The organism is Serratia marcescens (genome assembly GCF_029846115.1).
In the GTDB taxonomy this organism is placed as follows: domain Bacteria; phylum Pseudomonadota; class Gammaproteobacteria; order Enterobacterales; family Enterobacteriaceae; genus Serratia; species Serratia marcescens_L.
In genome coordinates, this window is record NZ_JARVZZ010000001.1 from 1,880,503 (window position 1) to 1,900,790 (window position 20,288).

At 54.0% G+C, this 20,288-nt stretch carries 17 protein-coding genes and 1 tRNA gene; 11 read left to right on the forward strand and 7 right to left on the reverse strand.

The window, feature by feature from the left end; translation table 11 throughout:
• Positions 1-184 precede the first annotated feature (184 nt).
• From proB to QDT79_RS08695, 3 genes are all read left to right on the forward strand, one after another.
• The gene (gene proB, locus QDT79_RS08685) at positions 185-1,288 is read left to right on the forward strand and encodes a glutamate 5-kinase (protein ID WP_015376738.1); all 1,104 of its coding nucleotides are present in this window, start codon (positions 185-187) and stop codon (positions 1,286-1,288) included.
• Between the two features lie 9 nt (positions 1,289-1,297).
• A complete protein-coding gene (gene proA, locus QDT79_RS08690; RefSeq protein WP_165384403.1) occupies positions 1,298-2,551 on the forward strand; it encodes a glutamate-5-semialdehyde dehydrogenase in 1,254 nt (417 codons plus the stop codon).
• A 187-nt stretch (positions 2,552-2,738) separates the two neighbouring features.
• Positions 2,739-2,814, forward strand: a tRNA-Thr gene (locus tag QDT79_RS08695).
• Between the two features lie 326 nt (positions 2,815-3,140).
• On the opposite strand, the gene QDT79_RS08700 is transcribed toward QDT79_RS08695, so the two are convergent.
• Positions 3,141-3,548, reverse strand: a complete 408-nt coding sequence (locus QDT79_RS08700) for a helix-turn-helix domain-containing protein (protein ID WP_308316395.1) — start codon at positions 3,546-3,548, stop codon at positions 3,141-3,143.
• Between the two features lie 311 nt (positions 3,549-3,859).
• On the opposite strand from QDT79_RS08700, the gene QDT79_RS08705 reads away from it, so the two are divergent.
• From QDT79_RS08705 to QDT79_RS08725, 5 genes are all read left to right on the forward strand, one after another.
• Entirely contained in the window at positions 3,860-4,555 is a 696-nt protein-coding gene (locus QDT79_RS08705; protein WP_308316396.1) for a response regulator, read from the forward strand.
• Positions 4,552-5,736 (forward strand): ATP-binding protein, encoded by a 1,185-nt coding sequence (locus tag QDT79_RS08710; RefSeq protein WP_308316397.1) that lies wholly within the window; start codon positions 4,552-4,554, stop codon positions 5,734-5,736. Before QDT79_RS08705 ends, QDT79_RS08710 begins: the two co-directional genes overlap by 4 nt.
• Positions 5,737-5,815: 79 nt before the next feature.
• Positions 5,816-6,937: an efflux RND transporter periplasmic adaptor subunit gene (locus tag QDT79_RS08715; protein ID WP_308316398.1), complete on the forward strand. Its 1,122-nt coding sequence runs from the start codon at positions 5,816-5,818 to the stop codon at positions 6,935-6,937.
• Positions 6,937-9,990 carry an efflux RND transporter permease subunit gene (locus tag QDT79_RS08720; protein WP_308316399.1) on the forward strand — a complete coding sequence of 1,018 codons (3,054 nt, stop codon included), beginning with the start codon at positions 6,937-6,939 and terminating at the stop codon, positions 9,988-9,990. The genes QDT79_RS08715 and QDT79_RS08720 overlap by 1 nt, the downstream gene beginning before the upstream one ends.
• Positions 9,991-10,042: 52 nt before the next feature.
• Positions 10,043-10,684 (forward strand): MarC family NAAT transporter, encoded by a 642-nt coding sequence (locus QDT79_RS08725; RefSeq protein ID WP_048322281.1) that lies wholly within the window; start codon positions 10,043-10,045, stop codon positions 10,682-10,684.
• Between the two features lie 324 nt (positions 10,685-11,008).
• Here QDT79_RS08725 and pqiC read toward each other — a convergent pair whose 3' ends face one another.
• From pqiC to QDT79_RS08745, 4 genes are all read right to left on the reverse strand, one after another.
• Positions 11,009-11,566, reverse strand: coding sequence for a membrane integrity-associated transporter subunit PqiC (gene pqiC / locus QDT79_RS08730; protein ID WP_308316400.1), 558 nt, complete (start codon positions 11,564-11,566; stop codon positions 11,009-11,011).
• Positions 11,563-13,209 (reverse strand): intermembrane transport protein PqiB, encoded by a 1,647-nt coding sequence (gene pqiB, locus QDT79_RS08735; protein ID WP_308316401.1) that lies wholly within the window; start codon positions 13,207-13,209, stop codon positions 11,563-11,565. The genes pqiC and pqiB overlap by 4 nt, the downstream gene beginning before the upstream one ends.
• On the reverse strand, positions 13,196-14,497 hold the full coding sequence (pqiA, locus tag QDT79_RS08740) for a membrane integrity-associated transporter subunit PqiA (RefSeq protein ID WP_308316402.1): 1,302 nt from the start codon (positions 14,495-14,497) through the stop codon (positions 13,196-13,198). The genes pqiB and pqiA overlap by 14 nt, the downstream gene beginning before the upstream one ends.
• Before the next feature lie 81 nt (positions 14,498-14,578).
• A complete protein-coding gene (locus tag QDT79_RS08745) occupies positions 14,579-15,520 on the reverse strand; it encodes a VirK/YbjX family protein (protein ID WP_308316403.1) in 942 nt (313 codons plus the stop codon).
• A 563-nt stretch (positions 15,521-16,083) separates the two neighbouring features.
• Here QDT79_RS08745 and QDT79_RS08750 point away from each other — a divergent pair.
• Positions 16,084-16,302, forward strand: a complete 219-nt coding sequence (locus QDT79_RS08750) for a TM2 domain-containing protein (RefSeq protein ID WP_015376761.1) — start codon at positions 16,084-16,086, stop codon at positions 16,300-16,302.
• A gap of 50 nt (positions 16,303-16,352) precedes the next feature.
• Here QDT79_RS08750 and QDT79_RS08755 read toward each other — a convergent pair whose 3' ends face one another.
• A complete protein-coding gene (locus tag QDT79_RS08755; RefSeq protein ID WP_197817022.1) occupies positions 16,353-16,883 on the reverse strand; it encodes a hypothetical protein in 531 nt (176 codons plus the stop codon).
• Between the two features lie 462 nt (positions 16,884-17,345).
• Positions 17,346-18,266: a LysR substrate-binding domain-containing protein gene (locus QDT79_RS08760; protein ID WP_219229512.1), complete on the reverse strand. Its 921-nt coding sequence runs from the start codon at positions 18,264-18,266 to the stop codon at positions 17,346-17,348.
• 115 nt (positions 18,267-18,381) lie between these two features.
• Between QDT79_RS08760 and QDT79_RS08765 the strand changes: the two genes are divergently transcribed.
• Together QDT79_RS08765 and QDT79_RS08770 are read left to right on the forward strand one after the other, a co-directional pair.
• Positions 18,382-19,104, forward strand: coding sequence for an isochorismatase family protein (locus QDT79_RS08765; RefSeq protein ID WP_308316404.1), 723 nt, complete (start codon positions 18,382-18,384; stop codon positions 19,102-19,104).
• 85 nt (positions 19,105-19,189) lie between these two features.
• Positions 19,190-20,287 carry a hypothetical protein gene (locus QDT79_RS08770; protein WP_308316405.1) on the forward strand — a complete coding sequence of 366 codons (1,098 nt, stop codon included), beginning with the start codon at positions 19,190-19,192 and terminating at the stop codon, positions 20,285-20,287.
• Position 20,288: the final 1 nt, after the last annotated feature.

The window sequence follows — 20,288 nt, forward strand, 5'->3', positions numbered from 1 at the left end:
TCTCTCCTGTTACAAAGACCTTTGCACCCTTATTCTCATCATACCCTATAGCTTTCGAGTTGCGGCTAGGCGGCAAGCGCAGGAATTCCCAGGAGCTTACTGAGGTAAGTGACTGGGGGGAGTGCGTGCAGCCAACAACGCTGCGGCTTGAAAGATGACGGGTATATTACACGGCAGAAATACTATGAACGGCAGCCAGACATTGGTTGTGAAATTGGGCACCAGCGTGTTGACCGGCGGATCGCTGCGTCTGAACCGCGCCCACATCGTCGAATTGGTGCGCCAGTGCGCGCAGCAACACGCCGCGGGCCACCGCATCGTCATCGTCACCTCCGGCGCCATCGCCGCCGGGCGCGAACACCTGGGCTACCCCGAGCTGCCCGCCACCATCGCTTCCAAGCAGCTGCTGGCGGCGGTAGGGCAGAGCCGGCTGATCCAGCTGTGGGAACAGCTGTTCTCCATTTACGGCATCCACGTCGGGCAGATGCTGCTGACGCGCGCCGATCTGGAAGACCGCGAGCGCTTCCTCAATGCGCGCGACACCATGACGGCGCTGCTGGACAACCGCATCGTGCCGGTAATCAATGAGAACGACGCCGTCGCCACCGCCGAAATCAAGGTGGGCGACAACGATAACCTGTCGGCGCTGGCGGCCATTCTGGCCGGGGCCGACAAACTGCTGCTGCTGACCGATCAGCAGGGCCTCTACACCGCCGATCCGCGCAACAACCCGCAGGCCGAACTGATCCGTGAAGTGCACGGCATCGACGACGCGCTGCGCGCCATCGCCGGCGACAGCGTCTCCGGCCTGGGCACCGGCGGCATGGGCACCAAGCTGCAGGCGGCCGACGTGGCCTGCCGCGCCGGCATCGACGTGGTGATCGCCGCGGGCAGCAAGCCGGGCGTGGTGGCGGACGTGATCGAAGGCAAACCGGTGGGCACCCGTTTCCACGCGCTGGAAACTCCGCTGGAAAATCGCAAGCGCTGGATCTTCGGCGCACCGCCGGCCGGCGAGATCACCGTCGACGACGGCGCGGTAGAAGCGATGATGGCGCGCGGCAGCTCGCTGTTGCCGAAGGGCATCCGCGAAGTGAAGGGCGACTTCTCGCGCGGCGAAGTGATCCGCATCCGCAACCTGGCGGGGCGCGATCTGGCGCACGGCGTCAGCCGCTACAACAGCGACGCGATGCGCATGATCGCCGGGCACCACTCGCAGGAAATCAGCGAGATCCTCGGTTATGAATACGGTCCGGTGGCAGTGCACCGCGACGATATGATTGTCAGTTAAGGAGTGAGCATGCTGGAGCAGATGGGGAAGGCCGCCAAGCAGGCCTCCTGGCAGCTGGCGGTGCTGAGCACGGCGAAGAAGAATCAGGTGCTGTCGGTGATGGCCGACAGGCTGGAAGCCAACAGCGAAGCGATCCTGCTGGCGAACGAACAAGACATGGCGCAGGCGCGCGCCACCGGCATGAGCGAAGCGCTGCTCGATCGCCTGCTGTTGACCCCGGCGCGGCTGGCGGCGATCGCCAACGACGTGCGCCAGGTATGCCGCCTGAACGATCCGGTCGGCCACGTGCTGGACGGCAACCTGCTGGACAGCGGGCTGAAGCTGGAGCGCCGCCGGGTGCCGCTCGGCGTGATTGGCGTGATTTACGAGGCGCGGCCGAACGTCACCATCGACGTCGCCAGCCTGTGCCTGAAAACCGGCAACGCGGTGATCCTGCGCGGCGGTAAAGAGACGCATAATACCAACCAGGCGACGGTGAAAGTGATCCAGCAGGCGCTGGAACAGTGCGGCCTGCCGGCGGCGGCGGTGCAGGCGATCGACAGCCCGGATCGCGCGCTGGTGAACGAACTGCTGCGCCTGGATCGCTATGTCGACATGCTGATCCCGCGCGGCGGCGCCGGCCTGCACAAGCTGTGCCGCGAGCAATCGACCATCCCGGTGATCACCGGCGGCATCGGCGTGTGCCACACCTACGTGGATGCCGACGTCGACTTCGACAAGGCGCTGACGGTGATTGAAAACGCCAAAATCCAGCGCCCGAGCGCCTGTAACTCGCTGGAGACGCTGCTGGTGAACCGCAGCATCGCCGCCGAGTTCCTGCCGGCGCTGAGCGCCAAAATGGCGGCGGTGGGCGTGACGTTGCACGCGGCGGAAAACGCGCTGCTGCTGCTGCAGGGCGGCCCGGCGACGGTGGTGCCGGTGAACGCGGAAGATTACGACGACGAATGGCTGTCGCTGGATCTGAACGTGTTGCTGGTGGACGATATCGATCAGGCCATCGACCACATCCGCACCCACGGCACCAATCACTCCGACGCGATCCTCACCCGTTCGCTGAGCAGCGCCGAGCACTTCGTGCGCGCGGTGGACTCCTCGGCGGTGTACGTCAACGCCAGCACCCGCTTCACCGACGGCGGCCAGTTCGGCCTGGGCGCGGAAGTGGCGGTAAGCACCCAGAAACTGCACGCCCGCGGCCCGATGGGCCTGGACGCGCTGACCACCTACAAGTGGATCGGCTACGGCGACGATCTGGTGCGCAGCTAAGGCCGCATTGCGGTAGTAAAGACGTCAGGGCGCAGCGTGCTGTGCCCTGATTTTTTTGGAAGGGTCAACGTGGGGCAGTGTGGCTGCTTGCAAAACAACCAAACGCCCCGGCGGCTATTGACTCATTTCGTGCACAGGTCTACCTTGTTCAACGCACTTCCGGCTTGCCCCGCAGGCCCGGCTCAATGCCGATATAGCTCAGTTGGTAGAGCAGCGCATTCGTAATGCGAAGGTCGTAGGTTCGACTCCTATTATCGGCACCATCTCCATATTCCAGACATTCGAGAAAGCAAAAGAATCCTAAAATACAGTCACACCACGATATATTTGAGAAAACCACCGGGTTGGGACTAAGAGAATAAGATCGCGTTTGGCTGGCGACAGAAAAATGTAGTTGATTGTATCATTAAGGAAAGTTATTCATTGGCTCTAGATATAGCCAGTCTACTGAACTGATTGTTCGGAAAAAAGGTATCCTAAATAAAAATAATGTGTTTTTCGGTCTTTTATCATAAACATGGGTTGATTAATCATGTTCTAATTTTATTCATCGCTGACAACGTGCTGTAACTTCGTTGCGTCCTCGATTTTATTTCTCATCGTTTGTGAATTTTACAAGTATCGTTTTCGCCGATATCCAAATATCTTCACGCGGCGTATTCATTTTGCGAAACATCGTAGGGGAAACGCCATAGTGGCTTTTAAAGATGCGACAGAAAGCCTGCTGTTCCAGATAACCATATTCAAGTGCAATATCTATGATCTTCCTGTCTGTAGATAAAATCATTTTCGCCGCCTCTGTCATTTTCCTAGATCTGATATAAGATTTCATCGATATGCCGGCCAAAGCGCAGAACTTACGTTGGACATACCATCTGGAATATCCAGTTTTATCAATCAGGTTGATGATGTTTACCGGTTGCCTAAGATACATTTCTAACAGATTGATAACGCTATTAATAAATATTCTTGACTGTTCAACTTTGCTCATTTCCATTGCATCTTCTCCCTATATCTTCACCTGTTGGCGCTATTGAAATCTCGATTATTGCTTAACTTTGTCAAGATGTTATCAATTTCTGTTCTTTTATTTTGTGGTTAATGCCTTCCCATTGATAACTATTTGAATTTTAATGTTATTGCATCGTATTCTTTGCCGGGCTGATTTTGAATGAAGTGGCGATGACTTTATTTTTAATCGCCTGATATGTACTATCTTCGTTTTTTGTTTATTCTTTAAATAAAAAAGTGCTAAGCTTTATTATATTGTTTTTACTTGGTTAGCGTGACTGAAGAGCAGGTTAATATATGGAAGAAAAAAGAATTTTAATCATTGAGGACGATATGCATGCTGCAGAAGTCCTGGAAGCTTATCTAAAAAGAGAGTGCTTTGCTGTTGCCAAAGTAGGCGATGGCGTTAAAGGGCTCGAGATGGTTTTTTCTTGGCAACCTGACTTGGTTTTATTAGACGTCATGCTGCCAGGAATAAATGGAAATGAAATATTGGCACGTGTGCGTAGAAAAAGCGATGTGCCGGTCATCATGGTGACGGCAATCGGGGAGATTCAGGATAAGATCTCCTCGTTGAGGCACGGTGTTGATGATTACATCGTGAAACCCTATAACCCGGGAGAGGTCGTTGCTCGGGTTCATGCTGTGCTGAGAAGAGCGACTGCTTTAAATATAAAATCTGAGCTTATTATTTGTGGCCCGGTACAACTTGATGAAGAGGCGATGCTGGTTCACGTCTGCCCTGCCGAAAACATTAAAATTGCAGTGGATCTCACGCCGACTGAATTTTTACTGTTATCTGTGCTAATGCGTGCGCCAAAAAGAGCGTTTTCCCGCCAAACATTGTTAAATATGTGTTTGCCGGACAGTGATGCATTTGAGCGGGTTGTCGATACGCATATTTATAACTTGCGCAAAAAACTCAACTCGGTAGGGGTGGATGATGTACTGCTGACCGTTAGAGCGATGGGCTACAGGTATTGGAATAAATGAATAAAAAAAACAAAAGAGTTTCGCTTTGGAAGTGGATTTGTGTGAGGGTAATTTCCCAATCTGTCGGGGTGATTGTTATTATTGCACTCTGTATGTGGTTGCGCTATGCCATTTATAGCGCTTGGGTTTTATATCATGAAATGCCGGCAGATGTCCGAAAAGAGTTCCTGCGGTTGCTTGATAATCCCAATGAAGATTTATACAGATTTTATAGCCTTTTTCACTATTGGTATGGCATTGATTTTGCTAATCCGTCGATCACGTCGGGGGATTGGATTATGCTGGCTATTTTGGTTGTTGTCGCCATTCCTCTCATGGTCTTACTGGGGCTTTATATGTCGCGGCCGTTGGCGAAGCAATTTTCCTACCTGGTCACTGCCGCGAAAAAAGTCGCGGAGGGAGATTTCTCTGTGCAAGCAAAACTAGAAGAGAAAGCGCCGGAAGAACTTCTTACTCTAACTCACGATTTCAATGAGATGACTAAAAAGCTGACTTATTATGAAGGGGAGTTACGTGCTTCTCATATTGCCATGGCGCATGAATTACGTTCACCGTTAACGGCTTCAATCGCACGCCTTCAGGGCATTATGGATGGCGTGTTTGAGCCGGATAAGCATCAGTTAAATCTGGTCATGCAGCCATTGACCAGCCTAAATCGCCTTATTGATGATCTTCAAATGCTGTCGTTGTCGCAAGCCGGGGCGTTATCATTAGAAAAATACAATGTGAATCTGTGCGATTTGATTCAGGAACGTTTGCAATGGCAAAAGGCGGAAGCTTTTCAGGAAAGTTTCACGATTGAATTTGAATATACGACTCCTGTCTTCGTCTATGTCGATCCGTTCCGAATTGGACAAGTTTTTACGATTATCATAAAAAATGCAATGCGCTACGCACATTCCGGAAAGAAACTGACCGTCACCGTTAATCATTCTAATGATGGAGTTGTCGTCGGTTTTCGCGATTATGGGCCGGGTGTCAGTGAAGCATTTTTACCCTTGATGTTCGAACGTTTTTCCCGGGAGGAGAGCTCGCGGTCGAGAAATCTGGGGGGAAGTGGACTCGGTCTTTCTATCGCCATAGCGATAAGCCGCGAGCACGGCGGCAGTCTCAGTGCTCAGAATCATCCTGACGGTGGGATGCTATTTCAACTAATTCTTCCAATGAAAATAGAGTCTTGATGATTCCTTGAAAAAACATGGACTAAATCTGCACATAAAAAAGGTTTAATTCTTCGACAGACTATCAGGAGAATGTCTTATGTCAGTAGGTTTGTTCAGGTTAATAAGTACGGTCAAGAGCGTGTTTCTATTTCAATATTGGAAACTGTTTATTATTCCCCTGTGCGTTTTTTTGGCGGGATGTGATGATAAAGCAAAGACACAGGAGGTGCCTACACGTTCCGTACGAACGCTTGTCGTCGATAATCCGGTTGGCGGAGTTTTGATAAAGCATACCGGAGAAATTCGCCCCCACGAGGAATCTCAGCTCTCGTTTCGCATTGACGGCCGGCTCCTCAGCCGGCCAGTCGATGTGGGGGACAAGCTAAAGGCGGGGCAAACGATCGCGACTTTGGAGCCCAGGAATAACGAGAATCAGGTGCGCAGTGCACAGGCCGAACTGGCCGGTGCCGTTTCTTCAGAGCGCCTGGCTGCTCTCAATTTCAGGAGGCTGCAATCATTGATCAAAACCGGTGCTATCGCGCAGGCTCAGGTTGATGAAGCGAAGGTCAATCTTGAAGTCGCAGCGGCAAAACGCGTCTCTGCTCAATCGAATTTGAAAATCGCTCAGGAGCAATTGGGTTTCACCCGTCTGGTTGCGCCTTCAGATGGCGTAGTGACTTCGGTAAATCTGAATCCTGGACAAACTGTCAGCGCAGGGCAAGGGGTTATCACGCTCTCACTCAATCAGGGAGTGGATGCCGTATTTGACGTTCCAGAAGCAATTTTGTACAGCAATTTGTCCGATGATAAAGTCAAGATTGCGCTGCTTTCCGATCCTTCCGTCGTGACTGAGGGCGTGATCCGAGATGTGAATCCACAGGCGGATAAGCAGACGCGGACCTGGCGAGTCAGAGTCTCGCTGTCGAACCCTCCAGAGAAAATGGCTTTGGGCGCGACGGTGCAGGGAAGTATCGTGATCCCGGGGCAGGCAGCGTTTGTTCTGCCGGCGTCTGCGACGACCCGTGATGGCGCGGATCCTGCCGTTTTAATCGTTCAATCGGATACATCAACCTTGGCGTTGCGCAAAGTTAACGTTATTCGCTATAGCTCCGAGGACGTGTTTATTGCTGATGGCCTCAAACCTGGCGACAAGGTGGTGATCGCCGGCGTGAGCAAGTTACGGCCTGGGGAGAAAGTGAGTTTGGAGGATAAATTCTGATGAATGCCTCTGAACCCGAGAAGTTTAACCTGTCTGCCTGGGCGCTTGCCAATCAGCAACTGGTTGCCTTTTTTATGTTGGTTATCACCATTGCCGGGGTGATGAGCTATTACAACTTGCCGCGCAACGAGGATCCGGCGTTTACCATTAAAACGGCGGTGGTTTCCGCGAGTTGGCCTGGGGCCTCTGTGGAGGATACCGTCAATTTCGTGACCGACCCGTTGGAGAAGAAACTTCAGGAAGTTCCTTATCTTGATTATTTGGAGAGTTACAGCCGGCCCGGCGAGTCGGTTATTTTTATCTATCTGCGTGATAATACGCCGCCGGAGAAAGTGAAGGAACTGTGGTATACGGTCAGGAAAAAAATAAAGGACGTTTCCCCTCAGCTTCCTGCCGGCGTCAGTTCACCTGCCGTCAACGATGAATTTGATGATACCTACGGCACCATCTATGGCTTTACGCGTGAAGGATTCAGCGAGCGCGAACTGCGCGATCTGGTTGACAAGGTTCGCACGGACGTCTTAACGCTGCCGGATGTTGGGAAAGTGAACCTGCTGGGCGTAAAAGAAGAGCAGGTCATCTTATCATTCTCACCGCAGAAAATTGCGGGTATGGGGCTGACGCTCGACCAAATCAAGAACGCCATCAGCGCGCAAAACGCCGTGACTCCGGCGGGAGAAATCAGAACCGACAAAGATAAAGTCATGTTGAGAGTCAGCGGCGCTTTCGCATCGGAAGAAAGCCTCAAACAGCTGACACTGCATATTCAGGATAAATTCGTTCCTCTGACGGATATTGCGACTATCTCTCGCGAGGCGGTCGATCCGCCGACGCCGGCCTTCAGAGTTAACGGGGAGTCGGCGATTGGCCTGGCCATCTCCATGGCCCCGACAGGCAATATGCTGGATTTCGGCAAAGCGCTTAACGAAAAGATGGATGATATCTCCAGCCGCTTGCCTGCGGGTATCAACGTGCTGAAAGTGGCCGATCAGTCGACGGTGGTGCATGACGCGGTGGGGAGCTTTATGAAAGTGCTCCTTGAGGCGGTCGTCATTGTGCTGGCTGTGTCTTTCTTGTCATTAGGCACTCGTGCCGGGTTAGTGGTTGCAGCATCCATTCCGCTGGTGCTGGCCATGACGTTTATCGGCATGGAAATTGCCGGCATAGGCATACAGCGCATCTCCCTTGGTGCATTAATTATTGCGCTGGGGTTGCTGGTCGATGATGCCATGATCACAGTAGAGATCATGATGTCGCGTCTGGAGAAAGGAGACCCTGTCAAAAAGGCGGCGACAAAAGCCTGGACGACGACGGCTTTCCCGATGCTGACCGGTACATTGGTCATGATCGCCGGTTTTATCCCGGTTGGTTTCGCAACGTCGAGTGCGGGGGAGTACTGTTATTCTCTGTTCATGGTGGTGCTGATTTCACTCATCAACTCCTGGATTGTTGCCGTACTTTTTTCACCGCTGATAGGCGTGTGGCTTTTACCTAAGGTGATGAAGGAACACGCCCACGGTAAAGGTAAAGTCATGCAAAAGTACGAAAGTACATTGCGATATATCCTTAAGCGCCGAGGGATGACCGGCATCGTGGCGGTTCTGTTGCTGGCTATTGCTTTTATCGGATCCTCGCACATGGAAGAGGAGTTCTTTCCCGCTTCTGACAGGCCGGAGTTGCTCGTCAGTCTGACTCTGCCGAGAAATGCCGTGCAGGAAGATACGGCGAGGGAAGCCATTCGCTTGGAGGAAATCCTCAAGAAGGATCCCGATATTGATCATTTTACGACGTACGTTGGCTCGGGTGCCGTGCGGTTTTATTTGCCGATGGACCTGTTGCTTGATAACGAAAATATCGCTCAATTGGTTGTGGTCACCAAGGGACTTGAAGAGCGCGATGCCGTGAAGTCCAGGCTTGAAAAAATTCTGCAAAAAGATTTCGGCCATCTTGTTACGCGTGCTTCGCCGTTGGAGCTGGGGCCCCCGGTAGGTTGGCCGTTGAAATATCGCGTTTCCGGCCCGGATCTGACCAAAATCCGTGAGATATCCATGGAGTTGGCGGGGAAATTGGGTGACAACCCGCAGACAAGAGAGGTCAACCTTACTGCGGGAGAACCGCAACGAGAACTCTATATAACGCTTAATCAGACGGAAGCGAGGGCCTTGGGATTAAGCTCTCAGGATGTCGCCAGCGCTCTTGCTGAAATGTATTCGGGGTCCGCTGTAACGACGATCAGGGACAGAAACCGCCAGGTTAACGTGGTATTGCGGGCTTCGGAAAATACGCGGAGAGACATTGAAACCGTCGCGGATTTGCAATTAACGACGGCAGATGGGCGCGTTGTGCCATTAAAGCAGATCGCAACGATAGGCTATACGTTGGCCGAACCTATTCAGTGGCGGCGGCAACGAGAGCCTTTCATTACGGTGCAAACGGATATTGCGCCAGGGCTGAATGCGTCCGGCGTATCCAAGAGTTTGGCGCCTGTTGTCGATGAATTACGCAAAAGTCTGCCTCCGGGATATCACATTACCGAGGGGGGAAGCGTCATTGAAGCCATGAAAGGCAACCGTTCCGTATTCGCGGTTCTGCCAGTGACCTTATTGGTGATGCTGATCTTGCTGATGGTGCAGTTGCGTAGTTTCTCACGCATGATGCTGGCGCTGTTGATTGCCCCCTTCGGTTTGATTGGCGTTGTCGCCGCTATGTTACCCACCGGAACGCCAATGGGGTTTGTCGCGATTCTTGGCGTGATTGCGTTGGCGGGGATGATTATCCGCAATGCCGTGATCCTTATTGAAGAAGTGGAAATAAACAGGGCGCAAGGTGCAGATAATACTGAGGCGATCGTCGAGGCGTCACTGCATCGTTCCAGACCGATACTCTTGACGGCTTGTGCAGCAATATTAGGGATGATACCTATCGCGCATCAGGTATTTTGGGGGCCTATGGCCTATGCCATTATTGGTGGGCTATTCGTTGCCACCCTATTTACCCTGACGGTATTGCCGGCTGCCATCAGCGCTGTTCTGCAATGGGAGAAGTCTCGATAGAACTTACCCCCGGAGATAGCTCCGGGGGGACGCTTTAAAAGGAGGTGGAAAGATGTTTGAGTTATTTAAACTTATTGGGCTAGGGTTGGTTTTATTACTGCCGCTGGTAAACCCATTGACCACTGTCGCTCTTTTTCTTGGGCTTTCAGGCGACATGTCTGAACAAGAAAAAAAGAAGCAGTCAGCTATGGCGGCTTTCTATGTCTTTGTGATTATGATGGTTGCATGGTATGCCGGTAAGGCTGTTATTAATACCTTTGGCATATCCATTCCGGGATTACGAATTGCAGGTGGAATGATCGTTGCCTTTATTGGGTTTAACATGCTGTTTCCGCAGGATGTGAACAAGCCTCAAAGCGGCGAGAAGGGGAAAACCAAAAATATAGCATTTATCCCCTTGGCAATGCCCAGTACGGCAGGCCCAGGTACCATTGCTATGTTGATCAGTGCCGCGTCGACATTCAGCGCTGAAACATCGCATCTGGATTTGTGGGTCGCCTATACCGCGCCCCCCCTGATTGCGATAGCCATTTCTCTGATTTTATGGGTGTCTCTGCGGGCGTCACTGGGTGTTATGAAGCTTGTAGGAACATCGGGAATCGATGCTATTTCCAGGGTGATGGGATTCCTGCTGGTCTGTATGGGGGTTCAGTTTGTTATAAATGGCGTCGTTGAACTCGTCACAATGCAATAAACGCTAACGCTTCAGAGGCTGATATGCATGGGGTTGCGCATATCAGATGAGAATAATATCTAAAATCTTATATCTATATCAGTTCTGATAATGCTCGGATGCTCTTGGCTGCCATAAAGCTTTTTTTTGCATGGACAACGCTGTGAGCGCAGGCGGTAATGACTGTCGTCATGCTGTTATTTTTTATCAAAAAGTTCCCAAGTAAGATGGGAACTTTTTTTTTACTTTTTCTTTTATTCTGGTGCGTCGTCAACAGGCTTAATCCCGAATCTGATCCCATCACCATAAGCCGTCACCGGTGCATTATGGCTGTTGATTGCCATTTCAGGGGGACAACACCTTGGCGATAGCCTGGGCTTCCTGCTGCCAGCCCTGCGCCAGCGTGCGCACCAGGGCATCATAGCCGTCTTCACCCTGCTTTAATTCCAGGCTGAAAGGCCGTTTGATCAAGCGTCCCTGGCGGTTCAGCACCCACTCGCCGCGAACGATCGCCTTGCCGTCAAAGCGGCCATGGAAACCGCTGATGGTGACGTTCAGCACATCCTGATCGCTGCTCATCGGCTGCGAAGAGACCACCCAACCCGGCAGCGCGCTGCTCAGGTTGGTGACCAGCGTTTGCTGCAGCTGCTGGTCGAGCGGGCTGGCCCACAGGTTGTTCTGCGCTATCACATACTGCACGTCGTTGGTCTGATACACCACGCCGCTCTGCGCCAGATAATCCGCCACGCTCACGTGCTCCAGCCACAGCTGGCGCGTGGAGGCGCCGCCGCTGCTGACCGCAGCCGGCGCACCCAGCGCCGGCAACTGATAGTAGGTCTTCTGTGGCGAACTGCTGCAGGCGCTGAGCAACAGCGCCAGGGCTACCGGGATCCATTTCATCATTTCGTGGCCTTCTTCGGCTGAGGGTCAGTGCTGCCGGCGGCTTCAAACACCAGCGCGTTGCTCTTCTCATTCAGGGTGCGCAGCACCGGTTGCAGCTCACGCAACACCTGGTCGAGGCGCTGCATATCGCCCACCATCTTGTTGTAAGCCGGTGAACCAGGCTGGAACCCTTTCATGCTGCGGTTCAGCTCCAGCAGCGTTTTCTGCATGTCCTGCGGCAGCGCCTGCATCTCTTTGCTGGCGATGATGTCGTTCAACGACTTCATGGTCTGCTGCGTCGACTTCATGGTTTTCTGACTTTCCGCCAGCGTCTTGGTCGCCTCGTTGATCATCGGATTGATCGGCATCGCGTTGATCTTGTCCAGCGTCTGCATCAGTTTCTGCTGGATCTGTGCCAGACCGCCGCTGGTGGTCGGCATCAGCGGATAACCGAACAGCTCGCGCGGCCCTTTCCACGGTTTCTCCTGCGGATAGAAGTCGAGATCGATATACAGCGAACCGGTCAGCAGGTTGGCGGACTTCATCGAGGCGCGTAAACCACGAGATTCCGCGTCTTTCAGATGCCCTTCAATATCGACATTGTCCCCCAGCTGTTTATGAAGCCGATCCGGCTCAATGCGGATCAGCACCGGAATGCGGTAATCGTTATCCAGGCGCTGCGCCATGCCTTCTTTATAGAACGGCACCTGCGCCACCGTGCCCAGGCGGATGCCGCGGAATTCGACCGGCGCGCCCGGCTGCAGGCCGCGTACCGAATCGGAGAAGAACAGCAGGTAGTCCTTATGCACGGTATACAGCGAATCCTGCGTGCTGCGCTGGTTGTCGAACAGCTGGTACTCCGCCTTCTCTTTCGCCAGTTCGCCGCGATCCCAGCCGTCCGGCACGTCGAAGCTGACGCCGCCGCTGAACAGGGTAGTCAGCGACCCCATCTCCACCCGCATGCCCTGTGCCGACATGTCAAACGCCACGCCGCTGTCTTTCCAGAAGCGCACGTTGGTGGTGACCAACTGATCGTAAGGCGCGGTAATGAACAGCTGATAGCGCATGGCGCGCGCTTTAGGATCGAAATAGCTGGTCTCTACCGACCCAACGCGATAACCGCGGAACAGCACCGGATCGCCGGCGTTGAGCTGGCCCGATTTCTCGCTGTCCAGTACGATACGCAGCCCTTTGGCGTCCGGAGAGGCCAGCGGCGGCGCGTCGAGCAGCTGATAGTTGTCTTTGCCGTCTTTGCCCTTGTTGCCCGGCTGCAGTTCGATATAGGCGCCGGAGAGCAGCGTCCCCAGCCCGGAGACGCCTTCACGGCCGATCTGCGGCTTCACTACCCAGAAGGCGGAATCCTGGCGCAGCAATTTTTCCATGCCGGAATTGAGGCGCGCCTGTACCATCACCTTGCTCAAATCATCGCTCAGCGTGACGGTTTCCACCACGCCGACGTCCACGCTGCGGCTTTTGATTTTGGTTTTACCCGCTTCCAGCCCTTCCGCCGTCGAGGTCACCAGCGTCACTACCGGCCCCTGATGGCTGAAGTGGTAAAACAGGATCCAGGCGCCGATCAGTGCGGTTACGATGGGAATGATCCACACCGGCGACCAGCGTTTGATCTTCTCGACGTCCGCGACGCTATGATTATTTTCCGTCACCTTGCGGCTCCTTGTTGATTGTTTCACTTGCGCGATCCCAGGTCAGCCGGGGATCAAATGTCATGGCGGCGAACATGGTGAGGATCACCACCAGCGCGAACAGCACGGCGCCCGTCGCGGGGTAAATGCTCATCAACTGCCCCATTCGCACCAGCGCCGACAATACGGCGATCACAAACACGTCGATCATTGACCATCGGCCAACGAATTCGACCACTTCATAAATCAGGTGCATGCGCTCGCTGTCGGCACGCGGCTTCTTCCTGCCGTTGGCATCCCAGCACAGCCAGCCGATCGCCAGCATTTTCAGCGATGGCACCATGATACTGGCGATGAAAATCACCATCGCCACCGGATAAGAGCCGTCCCCCCACAGCAGGATCACCCCCGCCATGATGGTGGAGTTCATCTTGTTGCCCAGCGCCTCGGTCACCATGATGGGCATCAGGTTGGCCGGGATATACAGCATGATGGAGGTCACCAGCAGCGCCAGCGTCCATTGCAGGCTGTGGCGGCGACGCACGTAGCCGTTGGTGTGGCAGCGCGGACAGCGCACCTGATTGGCCGGCAGGATCGCCGTGCAGCAGGCGCAGGAGCGCACGCCCTGCCGCATGCCGGTGCGCCCCACCGTCAGCGGGCGATCAAGACGCGGCGCCGGTTCGATGTCCTGCCACAGCCAGCGCCTATCCACGCACTGGAAAGCGCGCACCTGCAGCAGGCAGAACAGACAGTAAGGCACGAAGCTGCTGCCGATGCCGATATCGCCATAGGCCATCAGCTTGACGAAGCTGACCAACACCCCGGCGAGGAAAATCTCCACCATGCACCAGGTCTTGAACTGAAACAGCACCCGGGCCATCCACTCTTTCAGTCCCAGCGGCAAACGCACTTTGGCGCACAGCAGAATGATCGCCACCATGCAAAACGCCGGGATCAGCTGCACGAACACCATAAACAAGGTGGCCATGCTGGCATAGTCTTCCGCCACCATGACTTCCGGGATTTGGATCAGCCTGATTTCGTTGCCGAGGCCGGCGACGCGCATGTTGATAAACGGGAAAATGTTGGCCAGCACCAGCATGAACAAGGCGCTGAGCGCGTAACCGATCGGCCGCTTGCGCGGCTCGTCCCAGCGGGCGCTGAGCGTGGTTTTGCAGCGCGGGCATACCGCTTTGCTGCCATAGGCCAGCGGCGGCAGCGCCACCAGCATGTCGCACTGCGGGCAAAGCGTCTTATCGTGTGACGACGCGTCGATGTGCTGTAGCGCTGGCCGACAGAAGGATGGCAACTGGTTTTCCCTGCGATTGGGGGGCAATGTACGGGGTATTTGACTCAAAAAACTGTCCCAATAATGATCATGATAGTTTTATTATGCGATTTTCGCGCAGAGGTTAGTCGTATTAAGCGTGCGAACTTGCTCTGCTATATCGTCTATGATCTGAAAACGTCGGCGATACTCCGCCCGTTTTTTACTGGGGATATGTTCCAAGGATTTTCTTTCAAACGTCAAGGGCAACTGCCAGCGCCACGAATTCTGTTTTACCCCACCTATTAACGACCAGAAATCGTCGTAACTTGCATGTAAATGTCGGCCTTTACTCATTCGATACCGCAGTGAGCGAAAAACGTGTCCATTATCGCTGACGCCATAAATAGCGCGTACCGCGGTGAGTTCCGCGAGGCGGCTAATAAACTCTATCAAAACACGTTTGGGGAAAATACCCGACAGAGCGCGCGTAGCTTCTTTGATGGTCTCGTGAGGGACATGTCGTCCAGGACCTTGCAGGCCACCAATGACGAAATGCCATTCGGCCCTCTCGGATACGGCAGAAAATGTCGCGCTGGCAAGTAGTTCTTTATTGTCGCCACGCAACCATAGCGTTGACTCGCCTTCTCGTTCTGCTTTGTGCGCACAAGAGGCTGAAATGGTAAAACGAGCCTCCTCTCTGCCGGTGAATTCCGCCAAAATCGTTTCTTCACGCGATATCAGCGCGCTGGACAGTGCTTTGTTACTGAGAGAGGACACATACCGATAATGGCTGACAATTGCCGATGCACGTTGTTTGGCATTGAGGTTGCGCGTCAGGTATTGCCGGTGCGTTTTACATGGGAATGTGTCTTGATAATACAAAACTCGCCTGAGTTTATCCTGCTGAGATATCGCTGAAAGTATTTTCTTCGTAGATGAATAGTATAAAATAATCCGAACTAAGAACTTCGCCCTGAAACTCTTTTTTTTCCATGTTGGGCCAGGAACTAGTTTGCCGGAAATTAATTCGTATAGGATGTTTTCTTTCAAGTTGTTTTCCAAGATTGCTATTTCTTTCGTGTTTAAGGTTAGTGCAATATTTCGGTACTTAGACTATGTTAATCGACAACTGTTAATTTACTGTTTGGTAGTTATCAAGGTTTTATGAAGATGGGTGGTTTTTATGCTCGGAATCGGTCGGCAGTGTCGATTATGTTTAACAACATGTTGGCGTTTCTGCCTGATGTTGACATAACCGTTTGATATATTCTAGAAGCTGATCATTAACGCTTATGGATGGGGAGTATGATGAAAAACGTCATCCTTAAAGTAATGAGGCAGAAAAAGTGAAGATTTGCAGGATTGACGCGATGTCTAAGTTACGAGTCAGAACACCGATAAATTTTTGCCGGGGTATCTGTCTTCGACATCCTTCTTGCTGTTTGCCTTCCGCTCACTGTTTCGCCGGTTAAACAACCGTTTAATCATCCGCTGTTATAATTACTCCTGTTGAGTCTTGATGGATGAATGTTTTCACCTCAAGCATTGCGATGCGGCGCTCTGTGGAGCGGCATCCGTTTTTTGGACATGCCGGTGGTTCGGTGAGAAGTAAGGAGAAGTGCACTATGAGCAGAAAAGACAAGCTTGCGGCGGCCCTGCTGGCCATCTTCCTGGGTGGGCTGGGCATTCACAAGTTTTACCTGGGCATGAAGTGGTGGGGGCTGTTCTACCTGCTGTTCTGCTGGACGGGGATCCCGGCGATTGTCGGTTTTATCGAAGGCATTATTTATCTGTTCCAATCGGAAGAGAAGTTCAACCAGAAATACAATCCTGGTCTGATTTAAGGCTTTGCTGACGGCACTTCCTGTTGCGGGAAGCGCCGTTTTTCATTCCGCTACTGTTTCTTCATCATCTTGCCACGCATTTCTTCACTCATCATTTTATTCGAGCTGGAGATTACGCAGTTATATTGCTTGCCTTGGTTGATGATCATAAAGGTGCTGACCGGATTTTTAAAATCCTTGTCGATGGTGAAATAAATATAGGCCTGCGGCAATGCGGCCGGTTTAAAGGCGCCGAAGGCATACACATCCGCCAGGCCCAGTGCGGAGAGATCGACGGTCAGTTCCATCGGTTGTTTGTCGTTCGGCGACGGGAACATCGATTTGGCCGACATCATCATGGTGCTGCTGTTGATGGTGTAATCGGTTTTAACCTTCATGCCCATATATTTCGATTCCGGCATGGAAAGTTCTTTCTTGCAGGCGGCGTCGTGCTGCGGTGCCGGGCTGCCGTTTTCCATCACGGCGTGCACGTGTTCCAGCGTCACTTCCGCGCTGCCGGTGGTAGGTTGCGCATCGGCCGCGTAAGCCGCGCCGCTGAAGGCGGCCATAGAGGTAAGGATGATGCCTGTAACGATTTTCATTGTCGCTCTCCGGAATATTAATAATGATATTAATTGCGGTGTGTAGCCTATTGGCTTGATCAAACGCAAGGTTACCCATTCCGTGGAAATAAGATCCCCTCGGAATATTGTTGTAAAATGGTTTTTCCACCCTCGTGGCTAGCGGGGTTTATTTAACTTTGCTAAACGCCTTTCTCTTTTTTATTCAGCGTTTTTACCTGCATATAAATAGTATGTCTAAACATAGCCAATGTTTAGAATATACACAAATTATTGCGGTTTTTTTCTGCATTCATCTTTCATTTTTAATCTGGTTGTAAGTATTTTATTGATATGCAGGGAGTTATTTTTTTTACGTTGGAAACACTCTGTGAAGCGTTATTTATGTGATTCGTGCAGTTACATAAATAACGTCGAGGGTAATATGGATATATTGCCAGGCTTATTATTCACTTTGTTTGGAATAATCACCTTTATCTGCGGTTAGCGGTCGTCCAGCAGCGGCGGTATTTCCCGGCAAAAAAATTCGATCAGCGCTTTTACCGCCGGTGGCACACCACGCCGTGATGGGTAAAGCAGCACCAGCTCGCCATTTTGTGGATGCCACCCGCTGAGCACCTCTTGTAAATCCCCCCGCGCGAGCGCCTGGCGGCAGGCATAGTAGGGGATACCGCAGATGCCTTGTCCATCAAGGGCGGCATGCAGGATGACCTGCAAATTATCGCTGCTTAACCGGGGCGAGAAGGGCACGTTAATCACGGCGTTTTCCGGCCCGTAGAGCCGCCAGCCCGGCGCGCCTTGCTGTGGCGGGTAAAGCAGGCAGGGCATATCGCTCAGCTGCTGTGGCGTTGCGGGGGCGCCGTGTCGCGCCAGCCATGCCGGGCTGGCAGCCAGCAGCCATTTGGCGGTGCCGAGCCGCCGTTGAATGAGCCCTGCGGCCTCGTTGGCGATGCCAAGTCCGCGGAGGGTGAAGTCCAGCCCTTCTTCCAACAGATCTACCCGTCGGGCAGTGACGTGCGTTTCCACGTTCACTCGGGGGAAGCGCGCCATGAACGTCGGCAAAATAGATGCGATCACTTCGTCCGCCAGCAGCGGTGACACGCTGAAGCGTACGGTACCGTTCGGTTCGGCCAGCGTGCGCAAGGCCGCCTGCTGGGCCTGATGCGCTTGCTGCATCATTGCGACGCAGTGCTGATAGACCTCGTGGCCGACGTCGGTGAGTTGGAGACGCCGCGAGGTTCTTTGCAGCAACCGCAGGTTGAGTTGGCGTTCCAATTGCGCCACCTGGCGACTCAGGCGAGAGGTTGGGATGCCCAGCGCTTTGCCGGCAGCGGTAAATCCTTTGTGCTCAACGACCTGGGTGAAAAAATACATGGCGTTGAGATCGAGCGGAAAAACAGACATCGCGCACCTCATTGTGATCATTTTTGCAATGATAGCTTCTATTGTCGCCTATTTAACCCTCATTGATGCGGTTTTATCCTGCAGGCACACCATTGTTGAAATGAGGATAAGCATCATGAAAACCCTTTACCGCACGTTGGCCTTGGCCATTGCGATGGCCGGGGCGGCGCAGCCGGCCTTCGCCGCGCCGACTGCGTCGCAGCCACATACTCAGACGCAGCAGGCGTCTGGCCCTTTGCAGCTGTTGGATCGCAACAACTCGGTACTGTTGTTGGTTGACCATCAGATCGGCCTGATCACCGGCGTGCGTGATATGGACAGCGCGACGCTGAAACATAACGTCGTGGCGCTCGCCAAAGCGGCCCAGGTGATGGGGATCCCGGTGGTCGTGACGTCGACCGGTGCCAACGGTCCGTTCGGGCCTATCATTCCGGAGCTCAAGGCTGCGTTGCCGGGTGTGAAAATTATCGATCGCCACAGCGTCAACGCCTGGGACGACGCAAACGTGCGCAAAGCGGTCGAGGCCACCGGCCGCAAAAAGATCGTGATCGCCGGCGTATCGCTGGAAGTGTGTGCCGGGTTCCCGGCGATCACCGCCAAAGCGGCGGGGTACGACACCTATGTGGTGATCGATGCTTCCGGCACTTTCAACCAGTCCAAGCATGAAGCGGGGATGGCTCGGCTGATTCAGGCCGGAGTGATCCCGACGGATTACGGTACGGTGGGAGTAGAGTGGCTGGGGGATAATGGCGATGCCAAAGCCGGTGAACTGTACGGGGCGCTGGATATGCCGGCGACGACTTTGGTGAACCAGCTGTTCCAGGCCAAGGGCAAATAGCGCTTGGCCTGATGGCGATATTTTTCAACCCCGCTAACCGCCTGCGCTAGAATCAGGCGGTTTTCTCTTGGAAAAGGATATCGCCATGGCCGCCTGGGCCCTTTTGATCGTCGGTTGGTTGTTGATTTGGCAGGATCACCCGGTTTTCGGCGTGCTGTGCATCGCGCTGTTTGCCGTGCTGCAATGGGTGAAGTACGCCGCTAAAAGCGCGCAAGACCCCGAAGAGGCCGCAGAGTGGCGTAAGACCGACTGGCGCTCGCAGCCGATTGAAATGGCGCACGCCGGCGACAGCGATCGGCGGATTGGCGGCGTGGGGGAGCTGGGTATGGGCGGCCCCAATTTTTGGACGCTGCTGCTGCGTGACGGGGCGATTGTGCATAGCGCCTGTGCCGCGCCGCAGGACGTGGACAGCGGCAAGCTGCGCCTGATCCCGACCCGTAGCCGCGAGGGGGAGGGGCTGACGGTGTACGAGCCTGCCGCCCGGGTGATGTACGCGCTGCCTGCATTGACCGATCGCGAGCAGGACGCGTTGGCCGCCGGTTCCGCCGAGGCGCTGGCGCGGCTGCGGGCGAAATGCCGGCAGGCGGAGGCCACGCCGTTGCATGCGGTGCGCGGTCTGTGGGTGCCGCTGTGGACAGAGGATCCGGCCGATCGTCTGGAGATCGCCTTACCCAACGGCCGCGCGCTGGCGGCGCGCTCGATGTTGCCGGCGGATCTGCGCCATGCGGACGATCCTGCCGCGCTGCTGCACGCGCCGCCTTATGAGCTGTTGCTGGATAACCGGCCAACCGATCGCTTCGTGCGCGATCTTGAGCGCGTGGCGGGATCCCCGGCGGGTGACGGCTTGAGCGTCGGTGGCTGCCAGTTCCACGGCGAGCATATTGTCGATGGCCTGTACCATCTGTACTTCGCCGGCGAGTGGTTCAGCCTGCTCTCTTACGCACACAAACCGGCGGGCGGGCGCGGTTCGGACACCACTTTTTTCGTCGAGCGGGTCGAGCCGCAAGACGGCGGTGTGTTCGTGATTGAATGGGATGCCTACGGCGTGGAGCCCGACGGGCGTGCGCCGCGTGTCGCGGCGCCGCCGGTCTTGGTTATCGCGGTGAGTTGGCAGGAAACGCCGCTGCAGCTGCCCACGGCCAATAACCGCGTGACCGTGCGCTTGCCCAACGCCACGGCGTAAG